Origin of the sequence: Paenibacillus sp. FSL L8-0158 (assembly GCF_038592965.1) — a bacterium.
GTDB classification, from domain to species: Bacteria; Bacillota; Bacilli; order Paenibacillales; family Paenibacillaceae; genus Paenibacillus; species Paenibacillus polymyxa_D.
Map to the genome: position 1 here is coordinate 876,038 of NZ_CP151949.1, position 13,837 is coordinate 889,874.

The following is a 13,837-nucleotide window of genomic DNA, read 5'->3' on the forward strand; positions in this document are numbered from 1 at the left end:
AATGAACGACAACAATACGAGTATGCTTTGCGTAGGAGGAATTACGACTCATGGAGCGTTTCTTTAAATTAAAGGAACATGGCACGAACGTCCGCACAGAAATTATAGCGGGGATTACTACTTTTATGACCATGGCTTATATTTTGGTGGTCAACAATACCTTTTTAGGTCCGACTGGAGCAGGTATGCCCAGTGAAGCTGTCTTTTTTGCGACGGCGGTAGGTGCAGGTTTGGTTACCATCCTGATGGGGTTATTCGTTAATGTGCCGATCGGCATGGCGCCGGGTATGGGCTTGAATGCTTATTTTATGACTGTAGTCCTGAGTTCCAATGGTATGATTACTTGGCAAGCGGCACTTGGCGCTGTATTTATATCCGGTATCGTCTTTCTGATTTTAACCGTGACACGAGTAAGACAGATGCTGCTTGTTGCGGTTCCGGAAAATTTAAAGACAGCTATTACAGTAGGTATCGGTTTGTTTATTACGATTGTCGGCTTCAAGCTTTGTAATCTGGTTATGGTGAGTATCGTTCCAGGGACAGATGTTGGTCAGCCGGTTCCGGGTCATGCTTTTAATTTGATTTTGGGAAGTCTGGTACATCAAAAGGATGCACTGCTGGCCCTAATCGGATTGCTTATTATCGCAGCACTGATGGTCGTTCGGGTCAAAGGTGCATTGCTGATTGGGATCGTAGCTACTACATTAATCGGTATTCCGATGGGAGTAACGAATCTGAGTAGCTTGACAACAGGCAACTGGATTCCTGATTTCAGTAATTTGGCTGTAGGCCAGTTAGACTTGAAAGCAGCTTTGCATATTGGTCTGTTTGATATCATTTTCATTTTCACATTTGTAGAGTTGTTTGATACGTTCGGTACCTTGGTAGGTACAGCTACACGCGCGGGTATAATGAAAGATAAGAAAAAAGGCGAGAAAATTATCGGTAAAGCGATGCTGGTGGATGCTGTTGGCGTAAGTACTGGTGCAGTATTGGGTACAAGTACGATTACAGCATTCGTAGAAAGCTCCGCAGGGGTAGAAGAAGGCGGACGTACCGGACTGACTGCTGTAACGACAGGTGTTCTGTTCTTGTTGGCCCTGTTTATTGCACCGTTGGCTCTGGTTGTGCCTTCTGCCGCTACTGCTCCAGCTCTGATTATCGTTGGGGTCCTAATGATGAGTCAGGTTCGCAACATCGACTGGGACAACTTCCTGTTGGCGTTTCCTGCATTTTTGACCATCGTGCTAATGCCTTTCACAGGTGGAATCGCGAATGGTATCTCTGCTGGTATTCTGTCTTACGTTGTGCTGGCTGTCTTCAGTAATCTATTTACCAGCAATAAAGTTAAAATTCACTGGCTCATGTGGGTGCTTGCTATTATTGTAGTGATCCGCTTTGCCTTTATGGGCTCTGAGTAATTAGTAGATATAGAATACAGAACCTCTTTCCTGTTGCTTAAGGGAGGAGGTTCTTTTTTTTTTTTGTAGTTAGGGCGGGTAGATACAAAGGGACTATTATATAGAAGGAAAACGAATAATAAATAAAGGATTGTGATCTTATCTAATAAATGCTTGCAAAAAGGATATGCATATGGTATATTCTAATTCCGGCCAAGAAATACAAGATTGCGAGCGAGTGTTACAAAAAAGATTTTAAAAAAAATGCTTGCAAAGTTGGTTCGGACATGATATATTATAAGAGTTGACGAGGCGACAAGCTGAATCAATGGATAAAGAATGTTTGATCTTTGAAAACTGAACAACGAGTGAGTAAAACGATTTTGTTCGCAAAATCAAACAAGAGATATTTTATCTCGTCAGTTTCAAAATGAGCTTATCGCTCTTTCGATAAACCAACTTCGGTTGGTCTTTAATGGAGAGTTTGATCCTGGCTCAGGACGAACGCTGGCGGCGTGCCTAATACATGCAAGTCGAGCGGGGTTATGTAGAAGCTTGCTTCTACATAACCTAGCGGCGGACGGGTGAGTAACACGTAGGCAACCTGCCCACAAGACAGGGATAACTACCGGAAACGGTAGCTAATACCCGATACATCCTTTTCCTGCATGGGCGAAGGAGGAAAGACGGAGCAATCTGTCACTTGTGGATGGGCCTGCGGCGCATTAGCTAGTTGGTGGGGTAAAGGCCTACCAAGGCGACGATGCGTAGCCGACCTGAGAGGGTGATCGGCCACACTGGGACTGAGACACGGCCCAGACTCCTACGGGAGGCAGCAGTAGGGAATCTTCCGCAATGGGCGAAAGCCTGACGGAGCAACGCCGCGTGAGTGATGAAGGTTTTCGGATCGTAAAGCTCTGTTGCCAGGGAAGAACGTCTTGTAGAGTAACTGCTACAAGAGTGACGGTACCTGAGAAGAAAGCCCCGGCTAACTACGTGCCAGCAGCCGCGGTAATACGTAGGGGGCAAGCGTTGTCCGGAATTATTGGGCGTAAAGCGCGCGCAGGCGGCTCTTTAAGTCTGGTGTTTAATCCCGAGGCTCAACTTCGGGTCGCACTGGAAACTGGGGAGCTTGAGTGCAGAAGAGGAGAGTGGAATTCCACGTGTAGCGGTGAAATGCGTAGAGATGTGGAGGAACACCAGTGGCGAAGGCGACTCTCTGGGCTGTAACTGACGCTGAGGCGCGAAAGCGTGGGGAGCAAACAGGATTAGATACCCTGGTAGTCCACGCCGTAAACGATGAATGCTAGGTGTTAGGGGTTTCGATACCCTTGGTGCCGAAGTTAACACATTAAGCATTCCGCCTGGGGAGTACGGTCGCAAGACTGAAACTCAAAGGAATTGACGGGGACCCGCACAAGCAGTGGAGTATGTGGTTTAATTCGAAGCAACGCGAAGAACCTTACCAGGTCTTGACATCCCTCTGACCGGTCTAGAGATAGACCTTTCCTTCGGGACAGAGGAGACAGGTGGTGCATGGTTGTCGTCAGCTCGTGTCGTGAGATGTTGGGTTAAGTCCCGCAACGAGCGCAACCCTTATGCTTAGTTGCCAGCAGGTCAAGCTGGGCACTCTAAGCAGACTGCCGGTGACAAACCGGAGGAAGGTGGGGATGACGTCAAATCATCATGCCCCTTATGACCTGGGCTACACACGTACTACAATGGCCGGTACAACGGGAAGCGAAATCGCGAGGTGGAGCCAATCCTAGAAAAGCCGGTCTCAGTTCGGATTGTAGGCTGCAACTCGCCTACATGAAGTCGGAATTGCTAGTAATCGCGGATCAGCATGCCGCGGTGAATACGTTCCCGGGTCTTGTACACACCGCCCGTCACACCACGAGAGTTTACAACACCCGAAGTCGGTGGGGTAACCCGCAAGGGAGCCAGCCGCCGAAGGTGGGGTAGATGATTGGGGTGAAGTCGTAACAAGGTAGCCGTATCGGAAGGTGCGGCTGGATCACCTCCTTTCTATGGAGAATCGTTTCCTGCAATGGAAACATTCAAATATGAAGCGTAAGCTTCAAAACTCAGGTTTAGGCCTGTTACTCACTCGTTGCTCAGTTTTGAGAGCTCAAACTCTCAAAAGAAGCTGGTTATTTACAGCTTTGCACCTTGAAAACTGGATACCGAAACGAAATTGCGTTTTAGAATATTCCTTTAAGCTGATCTTGTGTAAACAAGTGAAATAAAGGTAGCTGCCTTGAATTTCCTTCACACGTGAGTGTTGAACCGAAATTCAAAGCAAATCGTATTTACGATGTAAATACTAGGTTAAGCTACAAAGAGCACACGGAGGATGCCTAGGCGCCAGGAGCCGACGAAGGACGTGGCGAACAACGATAAGGCCTCGGGGAGCTGTAAGCAAGCTTTGATCCGGGGATGTCCGAATGGGGAAACCCGGCTGTCTTCATCGACAGTCACTACTCACTGAATTCATAGGTGAGTGAGAGGCAGACCAGGGGAACTGAAACATCTAAGTACCCTGAGGAAGAGAAAACAATAGTGATTCCGTCAGTAGCGGCGAGCGAACGCGGATTAGCCCAAACCAAGGAGCTTGCTCCTTGGGGTTGTGGGACGTCTCACATGGAGTTACAAAGGAACCGGTTAGATGAAGAGGTCTGGAAAGGCCCGCCAGAGAAGGTAAAAGCCCTGTAGTTCAAAACTTGTTCCCTCCGAGACGGATCCCGAGTAGTGCGGGGCACGTGAAACCCCGTATGAATCCGGCAGGACCATCTGCCAAGGCTAAATACTCCCTGGCGACCGATAGTGAAGCAGTACCGTGAGGGAAAGGTGAAAAGCACCCCGGAAGGGGAGTGAAATAGATCCTGAAACCGTGTGCTTACAAGAAGTCAGAGCCCTATGATATTTTCCTTTGGAAAAATCACGGGTGATGGCGTGCCTTTTGTAGAATGAACCGGCGAGTTACGTTCCCGTGCAAGGTTAAGGTGAAGAGCTGAAGCCGCAGCGAAAGCGAGTCTGAATAGGGCGAATGAGTACGTGGACGTAGACCCGAAACCGGGTGATCTACCCCTGTCCAGGGTGAAGGTGCGGTAACACGCACTGGAGGCCCGAACCCACGCATGTTGAAAAATGCGGGGATGAGGTGGGGGTAGCGGAGAAATTCCAATCGAACCCGGAGATAGCTGGTTCTCCCCGAAATAGCTTTAGGGCTAGCCTCGGAAAGAAGAATCGTGGAGGTAGAGCACTGATTGGGTGCGGGGCCCGCAAGGGTTACCAAGCTCAGTCAAACTCCGAATGCCATAGATTTAGTTCCGGGAGTCAGACAGTGAGTGCTAAGATCCATTGTCGAAAGGGAAACAGCCCAGACCATCAGCTAAGGTCCCCAAGTGTGTGTTAAGTGGGAAAGGATGTGGAGTTGCACAGACAACCAGGATGTTGGCTTAGAAGCAGCCACCATTGAAAGAGTGCGTAATAGCTCACTGGTCGAGTGACTCTGCGCCGAAAATGTAACGGGGCTAAACACACCACCGAAGCTATGGCTTGATGCTTGCATCAGGGGTAGGGGAGCGTTGAATGCGGGTTGAAGGTGTACCGTAAGGAGCGCTGGACTGCATTCAAGTGAGAATGCCGGTATGAGTAACGAAAAGATCTGTGAGAATCAGATCCGCCGAAAGCCTAAGGGTTCCTGAGGAAGGTTCGTCCGCTCAGGGTAAGTCGGGACCTAAGGCGAGGCCGATAGGCGTAGTCGAAGGACAACAGGTCGAAATTCCTGTACCACCGTAATCCGTTATGAGCGATGGGGTGACGCAGTAGGGTAGTGACGCGGACTGATGGATGTCCGTCTAAGCAGTGAGGCTGGTGTGTAGGCAAATCCGCACATCGTAAGGCTGGGCTGTGATGGGGAGCGAAAATTGTAGTAGCGAAGGTCATGATCTCAGACTGCCAAGAAAAGCCTCTAGCCAGGAGAAGGTGCCCGTACCGCAAACCGACACAGGTAGGCGAGAAGAGAATTCTAAGGCGCGCGGAAGAACTCTCGTTAAGGAACTCGGCAAAATGACCCCGTAACTTCGGGAGAAGGGGTGCCTCGGTAGGGTGAATAGCCCGAGGGGGCCGCAGTGAAAAGGCCCAAGCGACTGTTTAGCAAAAACACAGGTCTGTGCGAAGCCGCAAGGCGAAGTATACGGGCTGACGCCTGCCCGGTGCTGGAAGGTTAAGGGGAGTGGTAAGCCTTCGGGCGAAGCTATGAACCGAAGCCCCAGTAAACGGCGGCCGTAACTATAACGGTCCTAAGGTAGCGAAATTCCTTGTCAGGTAAATTCTGACCCGCACGAATGGCGTAACGACTTGGGCGCTGTCTCAACGAGAGATCCGGTGAAATTTTAATACCTGTGAAGATGCAGGTTACCCGCGACAAGACGGAAAGACCCCATGGAGCTTTACTGCAGCTTGATATTGAATTTGGGTACGATCTGTACAGGATAGGTGGGAGCCGTTGAGCCTTGAGCGCCAGCTTGAGGGGAGGCATCCTTGGGATACCACCCTGATCGTATCTAGGTTCTAACTTGGTACCGTAATCCGGTGCGAGGACAGTGTCAGGTGGGCAGTTTGACTGGGGCGGTCGCCTCCTAAAGAGTAACGGAGGCGCCCCAAGGTTCCCTCAGAATGGTTGGAAATCATTCGAAGAGTGCAAAGGCAGAAGGGAGCTTGACTGCGAGACCTACAAGTCGAGCAGGGACGAAAGTCGGGCTTAGTGATCCGGTGGTACCGCATGGAAGGGCCATCGCTCAACGGATAAAAGCTACCCTGGGGATAACAGGCTTATCTCCCCCAAGAGTCCACATCGACGGGGAGGTTTGGCACCTCGATGTCGGCTCATCGCATCCTGGGGCTGAAGTAGGTCCCAAGGGTTGGGCTGTTCGCCCATTAAAGCGGTACGCGAGCTGGGTTCAGAACGTCGTGAGACAGTTCGGTCCCTATCTGTCGTGGGCGTAGGAAATTTGAGAGGAGCTGTCCTTAGTACGAGAGGACCGGGATGGACGTACCGCTGGTGTACCAGTTGTTCCGCCAGGAGCACCGCTGGGTAGCTATGTACGGAAGGGATAAGCGCTGAAAGCATCTAAGCGTGAAGCCCCCCTCAAGATGAGATTTCCCAGTATGTAAGACCCCTTGAAGACGACGAGGTAGATAGGTTGGGGGTGGAAGTGCAGTAATGCATGGAGCTGACCAATACTAATCGGTCGAGGGCTTATCCTAAGATAAAACGCAAATGAGTTTCGGATCCAGTTTTCAGGGTGTAACCTTGAAGGTATGTAGAAATACATACGAAATACGCATTGAAATTCATTCACACAGCTGTGATGAACCGAGTTTCAATACGGAAGAATTTGCGTAGCAAATTCATGTTTGGTGGCGATAGCGGAGGGGTTCCACACGTACCCATCCCGAACACGACCGTTAAGCCCTCCAGCGCCGATGGTACTTGGACCGCAGGGTCCTGGGAGAGTAGGACGTCGCCAAGCAACAAGCAAAAGAGACCATGATCTTTATAAGATCATGGTCTCTTTTTTTGCGTTATAAGGCAAAGGGATTTTATTTAAAGTGAGTTTGTTATAAGTTTAACTGGATAAGTGGATATTAACTAGTAATAAGAAGACGGTTTTAAAATAATTTAGTACCAGGTATTAGTATCTGGTGTTATAATGTGAATAAGAATTATAAAGGAGAGTGATCAGATTGTTGAATTCAAAAGCTAAGCTTACGGCCTTTGGCACTTATGTACCTGAACGCATTTTGACGAACGCCGACTTGGAGAAGCTTGTAGATACTAGTGACGAATGGATTGTACAAAGAACGGGCATGCGTGAAAGACGCATTGCGGCTGAAGATCAATATGTATCTGATTTATGTATACAAGCTATTACACGCATGATTAACCTGTATGACGTAAATATAAACGATGTTGAGATGATCATTGTAGCGACTAGTACACCTGATTACTACTTTCCGAGCACGGCTTCACGTATTCAGGCTCATTTTGATATTCCGAATACAGGGTCAATGGATATTAGTGCAGCATGTGCAGGTTTTTCCTATGGACTTCATTTGGCAAATGGTCTTATTACGGGTGGTCTGCATCGTAAGGTGCTAGTAGTGGGAGCCGAAACGTTGTCCAAAATTACAGATTATACGGATCGGACGACGTGTATACTTTTTGGAGATGGTGCAGGAGTTGCGCTTGTTGAATATGACGAGGATGAGGGATCATTTTTAACTTCAGATATAGGTACTTATGGGCATGGGGGAGCACATCTTTACCGTGTGGGACTATCTGATCATTTAAATGGGGAGAAGCTGCAAGACCATGGATTTATTGCGCAGAATGGACGTGAGGTTTATAAATGGGCTGTTCGCTCTGTTCCAACTGGAATCGAACGATTATTGGATAAGGCAAATATGAAGAAGGAGGATCTTGACTGGTTTGTACCTCATAGCGCTAATTTGAGAATGATCGAGTCCATATGTGAAAGAAGTACAGTACCTTTGGAAAAAACGCTGACAAGCGTAGAATTGTATGGTAATACATCGGCGGCATCCATCCCGTTGGCTTTGCAGTGTGGTTTGGATGATGGACGTTTACGGTATGGACAACATGTGTTGTTATATGGATTTGGGGGAGGCCTCACCTATGCGGGTTTGCTATTAAAATGGAGTGTGCCTGATTTAAAGTAACCCATGTAGATGCAATAGCAATAGCATGTACGATCATGTTAATAAGAGCCGTTGGCATTAGAATATATCGTAAGATGGTAGGATGGTATAATTAACACTATGAGAGAAAGGAGCGTAACATGAAAGTATTGGTATTGGCAGAAAAACCGTCCGTGGCCAGAGAGATTGCACGTGTGATGGGTAGCCGCGAGAAGCATAAAAGTTATATAGAAGGACCCCAGTATGTGGTGACGTGGGCACTGGGACATTTGGTCGGCTTAGCAGAGCCGGAGGATTACGATTCTAAGTATGCGACCTGGAATTTAGAGGACCTGCCTATTCTTCCGAAGAGTTCGAAGTTAAAGGTACTGCGCGAAAGTAATCATCAGTTCAAAGCTGTACAGCAGCTCATGAAGCGGCAGGACATTGGAGAGCTTATCGTGGCAACAGATGCTGCTCGTGAAGGAGAATTATTGGCACGCTGGATCATCCAAATGGCAAACTGGAAAAAGCCCTTCCGACGCTTATGGATCTCCTCGCAGACGGACAAGGCGATTAAGGCAGGTTTCGCAAAGCTATTGCCGGGCCAGCAGTTTGATCGTTTATATGAATCGGCTCGCTGTAGAGCTGAAGCAGACTGGATGATTGGTCTCAATGTAACTCGCGCGTTGACTTGTCGTTATAACGCCCAACTTTCGGCTGGAAGAGTGCAGACACCAACGCTGGGGATGATTATGGAGCGTGAGAAAGAAATTACCGAATTCCGTTCTCAGGAATATGATACTTTGACCGCGGATTTCGGGGATTTTCAGGCAACTTGGCGAGCAGAAAACGGGGATTCACGCATGTTTGACCGTACTCAAGCAGAGGCTTTGCGCCGTAGGCTTGAGGGGGTCAAAGGCACAGTTGCGAGTGTTAAAAAGAGCGAAAAGAACGAGCCTCACCCGCTAGCGTATGATTTAACGGAGCTGCAAAGAGATGCTAATCAGCGCTACGGCTTTTCGGCCAAACAGACGTCTAATCTGCTTCAGCGTCTGTATGAACAGCATAAGCTTGTGACCTATCCACGTACGGACAGCCGTTATCTGACATCCGATATGGTGGACACACTTAAGGAAAGGCTCAGTAGTGTAGCAGTAGGTCCATATGCTTCCTTGGCACGTCCGCTATTGCGTAATAACCTTCCCATCACAAAGCGAATTGTGGATGACAGTAAAGTCACGGATCATCATGCGATTATTCCTACTGAGCAGACATTATTGCTTAATCAGTTGAGCCCGGAGGAACGTAAGCTGTATGATCTGATTGCACGACGTTTTATCAGTCTATTCTATCCACCTGCACGTTATGATGCTGTAGCTGTATCAGTAGTGGTGGAGCAGGAGACGTTTCAGGTAAAAGGCACAACGGTAAAAGATAGCGGATGGCGTGCTGTATATGACGCAAACCATTATGATATGGATGATGAGGAAGCAGAGGATCGGGAAAACAATGGACGAGGCGTTATTTTACCGGAGCTGCAAAAGGGAGACTCTGTCCGATTGCAGCGTTGTCTTGTGCGAGCTGGGCGAACGATGCCTCCGAAGCGGTATACAGAAGCAGCCCTACTCGCTCAGATGGAAAAGCATGGACTGGGTACTCCTGCTACTCGTGCCGATCTGATTGAAAAGCTTGTCAGCTCGGATACGATTGAGCGTCAGGGGAACGTGATGCATCCAACCGGGAAAGGTAAACAACTGATTGAACTGGCAGCTCCACAGCTTCGAACACCTGAGCTGACGGCACGTTGGGAAGCGGAGCTAGAACGGATTGCTCGTGGTCAAGGACAACCGGAACCGTTTTTGAATTCTATTCGTGCTATGGCGAAAGAGCTGGTTTCCACTGTGAAAAATAGCAGTGCGGAGTACAAGCCTCATAATGTGACGAATAGTCATTGTCCGGATTGTGGTACAAAGCTATTGGAGAAGAAGGGCAAGAAAGGCAAGTTCCTTGTATGTCCAAGTGCGGATTGCGGTTACCGTCGTTCAGGGGAAAAACGTTTGTCCAATCGACGTTGTCCGCAGTGTCATAAGAAAATGGAAATGAAAGAGGGCAAAGCAGGATTGTATGTAAGATGCCTGCCCTGCGGAATTACCGAGACGTTGGATAAGGATAAGCAACGGGTAAACAAACGGGAACAGCAAAAGTTAGTAAGACAATTTGAAAAGCAGGAATCTTTTGGCTCCAGTTTGGGTGATTTGCTAAAAGCAGCGATGGAACAAAAGCAGGGCAAATAACAGATGACCATAAGTGCTGCAGTCAACATAATCAGCAGGTACACGTCGGTATAAAAACGATCACTCCTTGGCATGGTAATCCGAGGAGGTGAGTATTTATGCCCAAACATAAACCGCTTAAAATCAATAATCAGCAAAATAAATCAAGCATACTGGAGGAGGAAATTGCTGCTCATCCAGAGAAGCAAGCGAAATATCCTCCAAGCTTGAATGGGATTCCCAAACAGCAGTCTTGATGCTGTGTGGGAGGGACGACGAATTACTGTATAGAACCAAGACGATTGGATATTAGATGAAGTAGTTATTAATGCTAGACTTGTCTTGCAAAAAAAGAAGCAGCAGTTACGGTGGTCAACCGTAACTGCTGCTTCTTTTTCATAATAAGAATGTTGTATTTATTTGATTTGGGATAAATGCTCTTAGTATTCATTAAAGAAGGATTGAATTTGGTTAACATCGTGTGTTTGGGTCAAAGCAAGCATGAGCAAAATCCGTGCTTTTTGCGGATTAAGCGAATCGGTCGACACAAAGTTCGATGCCGCATCTTTTGTTGATGGGGACACAACTCCACTACCTACGCGGCTGGAGCGGGCAATGATAACTCCTTTTTTACCTGCGGCCTCTGCGCCTTCTGAGGAGGTCTTGGACAAGGAACCATTACCGGAACCAGCTACGACAATACCCTTGGCACCAGCTACTACGGCTGCATCATACAGATAGCGACCATTGTTTTGATATTCGTATAAAATATCTACTTGCGGTAGTTGGGTCAGGTTAGAGATGTCGAATACAGAAGAAGTCGTATGCTTGTGTGTGGATTTGTTGTAGTAGTACACTTGATCACCCACAACAGCTCCAAGGTATCCCTGTTCTACAGACTTGAACGTATCGACTGCTGTTGTGTTTGTTTTGGTAATGTATCTTGCTGCACCGATACGGTCGTTCAACAGGACGAGTACACCCTGACCTTTAGAGGCCGAAGTCCCGGCGACTTTCACTGCATTATAGAGGTTGAAGGGACCATCGGCACTGATGGCAGTAGCTGGACGCATGGAGCCAACGACAACTACTGGCTTATCGCTTTTGATAACAAGATTGAGGAAATAAGCTGTTTCTTCTAATGTATCTGTACCATGTGTAATGACAATCCCGTCTACATCGTCTCTGGCAAGCAGTTCATTGGTACGTTTGGCAAGTTTTAAGAGAATTTCATTATTAACATCAGGGCTACCTACATTAACAACTTGCTCACCACTGACATTTGCAATACTTTTCATCTCAGGAACGGCATTGATCAAGGTTTCAACACCTAACGCGCCTGCTTTGTAACCGGTTGTATCCGTGTTGACGGAAGATGATCCTGCAATGGTTCCTCCTGTGGCAAGTATTTTAATATTGGGTAAATGATTGGTTTGAGGATTTTCGGATTTGTCCGAAGTTGTAGTGGTAGATGCAGTTGCAGTTGTGCTGGTTGTAGCTGCTGCCGCAGCGTTGGCGGTAAATCCACCACTCCATAAGGTACTACCGAGAATAAAGCTAGCCAACAGGGGAACCATCGTCATTTTTTTCATGTTAGTCATATAAAGCTCCTCTCCAATCTTAAACCTCTAATATTAATGATAGATTAACTGACAAATATTTTGTCGAATTAGTTAATATCACGAATTATAGGGTGTGGAATTGTTTTTAGTCAACACTTATGTCAGGAAATATGACTTTAGAACTTATTTATTATAAATGTAATCGCTTTATTATGTATGCTAGGTGTATGTAGTAAGATGAACAGTCGGTTGTTTAAGGTAAAGACCCCGGCAGAATAAAAAATATTTGCAAAAACAAAACAACAAGCAGAAATCCGTAAGAGGTCCGCTTGTTGTTTTTGTTGAAGGGTGAACAACTGAGTTTACCTTTAACGTCATTCAATGAGAAGGACAAGGTAAAGTTGATATTTTACGTTAATAACGTGGTTCTACAGCTGAATATAGATCCCATGATCAGGGGTTTTTGCTATGCTGTTTTGTCGGCAAGCTGGCGCTGGGAGTTCCTTTTCCTTGTTTGCGGTTGCGTTCTGCCTTTTTTGCATTTTCTCGCAGCTTTTCAACGTATTCATGGGTGCTTTCCATCGCAGTTCCCTCCTTTAAGACGAAATAGATGCACTCGGGGATCGCCCTTATGCTACCTTACTATTTCCGCAAAAACGCTATCCAAGTCAAGGGAGGCGTTGTTTCTGTAAAAGGGGTGGGGTTATAATGAGGGAGAGAACGCTATATAAGGCCTAATACCTGAACTTGGTACGGTGTGCAAAAGGAGGAGAGACATTGCAGACAGGCTTGTTGGTATGGCTGCTGTTTATCAATGCAGTAGGCTATCTGGTAATGTCGGAAGATAAAAAGAGAGCACGTAAACATCGTGATCGTGTACCTGAACGGACGTTGTTTTTCCTGGCCCTGATCGGGGGAGCCTTAGGCGTGCTAATTGCCATGTACCGTAAACGCCATAAAACACGGCATATGAGTTTCAGATTAGGTATTCCTGCGTTGCTATTCATGAACGCATTGCTCTATGGATATTTTTTACGGTAAGGTTGGGAGTTTAGCTTCTCACAGGGAAGTTTAATGAGGATTGAGAAGACTATTCTCGGCCACCACATGGTGTAATGAAGTGAACAACTACAGGAATACATAATTACAGGTTTTTGCTTTAACAAACTGAATTCGGAAGAGGTGCGTATTATGCTATTTTCAAAAGTATTGCTTGCTTATGACGGTTCGGATGCATCCAACAAAGCTTTATTGAAGGCGGCTGAATTGGTGAAGGCATCACCTTCCTCGCAGCTTGAGGTGGTAACAGCATTTGATTTTCCACGGATTTTTATGGGCGAAGGTTTGGCACCAATTCCGGCTTCGATAAATAAAGAATATTACGATTTGGCCGAACAAACTACCGATGAAGTTAAAAAGCGGCTTGCTGAGCAAGGTGTAGATGCCAAGGTGGAGCTCATTCAAGGTTCGCCAGCCGAAGTCATTTTGGATTATGCCAATGAGAATGGCTTCGATGTGATTGTGATCGGTAGCCGCGGTTTAGGTGGTATCCGTGAATTTGTATTGGGGAGCGTAAGCCACAATGTGGTGCAGCATGCGCGTATTCCTGTGCTGGTCGTAAAATAACTTAATAAGAAAGTAAAAGTCGGTTTACTGCCTGTATAGGGAGTGCCGACTTTTATTTTTGTCAGTGGAATGCTGTACGCTCGCTGTTATCAGGATAGGTAATAGATAGCTAAACGTAATACAATAGTCCTGACCAGTGGGTATATAAGGGTGTTGATTTTATCAAACACGAACATTCTATTGTATGATTATTGTAATGTTCGTTTTCAAGTTGACATAAGGTGTAGGGAATTGTTAAACTAGGAAGTGTATTGTCGATAAAAAA

Annotated in this window: 8 protein-coding genes and 3 rRNA genes; 9 read left to right on the top strand and 2 right to left on the bottom strand. The window is 46.9% G+C overall.

Annotated features, from left to right (window positions below; genetic code table 11):
* Positions 1–50: 50 nt before the first annotated feature.
* The 7 genes from NSQ68_RS03925 to NSQ68_RS03955 all read left to right on the top strand — a co-directional run bounded on the left by NSQ68_RS03925 (position 51) and on the right by NSQ68_RS03955 (position 10,641).
* Positions 51–1,421: an NCS2 family permease gene (locus tag NSQ68_RS03925; protein WP_023987039.1), complete on the top strand. Its 1,371-nt coding sequence runs from the start codon at positions 51–53 to the stop codon at positions 1,419–1,421.
* A 451-nt stretch (positions 1,422–1,872) separates the two neighbouring features.
* Positions 1,873–3,428 (top strand): 16S ribosomal RNA (locus tag NSQ68_RS03930).
* Positions 3,429–3,729: 301 nt separating this feature from the next.
* Positions 3,730–6,674: ribosomal RNA gene (locus NSQ68_RS03935) — 23S ribosomal RNA — on the top strand.
* Between the two features lie 149 nt (positions 6,675–6,823).
* Positions 6,824–6,940, top strand: a 5S ribosomal RNA gene (rrf, locus tag NSQ68_RS03940).
* Together the 16S, 23S and 5S rRNA genes form the textbook arrangement of a ribosomal RNA operon.
* A gap of 214 nt (positions 6,941–7,154) precedes the next feature.
* Entirely contained in the window at positions 7,155–8,150 is a 996-nt protein-coding gene (locus NSQ68_RS03945) for a ketoacyl-ACP synthase III (protein WP_342428027.1), read from the top strand.
* A 119-nt stretch (positions 8,151–8,269) separates the two neighbouring features.
* Positions 8,270–10,405, top strand: a complete 2,136-nt coding sequence (locus NSQ68_RS03950) for a DNA topoisomerase III (protein WP_342428028.1) — start codon at positions 8,270–8,272, stop codon at positions 10,403–10,405.
* A gap of 98 nt (positions 10,406–10,503) precedes the next feature.
* The gene (locus NSQ68_RS03955) at positions 10,504–10,641 is read left to right on the top strand and encodes a hypothetical protein (protein WP_016819760.1); all 138 of its coding nucleotides are present in this window, start codon (positions 10,504–10,506) and stop codon (positions 10,639–10,641) included.
* 183 nt (positions 10,642–10,824) lie between these two features.
* Here the strand turns inward: NSQ68_RS03955 and NSQ68_RS03960 are convergent, their stop codons facing one another.
* Together NSQ68_RS03960 and NSQ68_RS03965 are read right to left on the bottom strand one after the other, a co-directional pair.
* Entirely contained in the window at positions 10,825–11,985 is a 1,161-nt protein-coding gene (locus NSQ68_RS03960; protein WP_307354044.1) for a type II asparaginase, read from the bottom strand.
* Between the two features lie 414 nt (positions 11,986–12,399).
* Positions 12,400–12,528, bottom strand: coding sequence for a DUF4023 family protein (locus tag NSQ68_RS03965; RefSeq protein ID WP_013369463.1), 129 nt, complete (start codon positions 12,526–12,528; stop codon positions 12,400–12,402).
* 195 nt (positions 12,529–12,723) lie between these two features.
* On the opposite strand from NSQ68_RS03965, the gene NSQ68_RS03970 reads away from it, so the two are divergent.
* Both NSQ68_RS03970 and NSQ68_RS03975 read left to right on the top strand, forming a co-directional pair.
* Positions 12,724–12,987, top strand: coding sequence for a DUF1294 domain-containing protein (locus NSQ68_RS03970; RefSeq protein ID WP_025719814.1), 264 nt, complete (start codon positions 12,724–12,726; stop codon positions 12,985–12,987).
* 150 nt (positions 12,988–13,137) lie between these two features.
* On the top strand, positions 13,138–13,572 hold the full coding sequence (locus NSQ68_RS03975; protein WP_342428029.1) for a universal stress protein: 435 nt from the start codon (positions 13,138–13,140) through the stop codon (positions 13,570–13,572).
* The last annotated feature ends 265 nt before the right edge of the window (positions 13,573–13,837 follow it).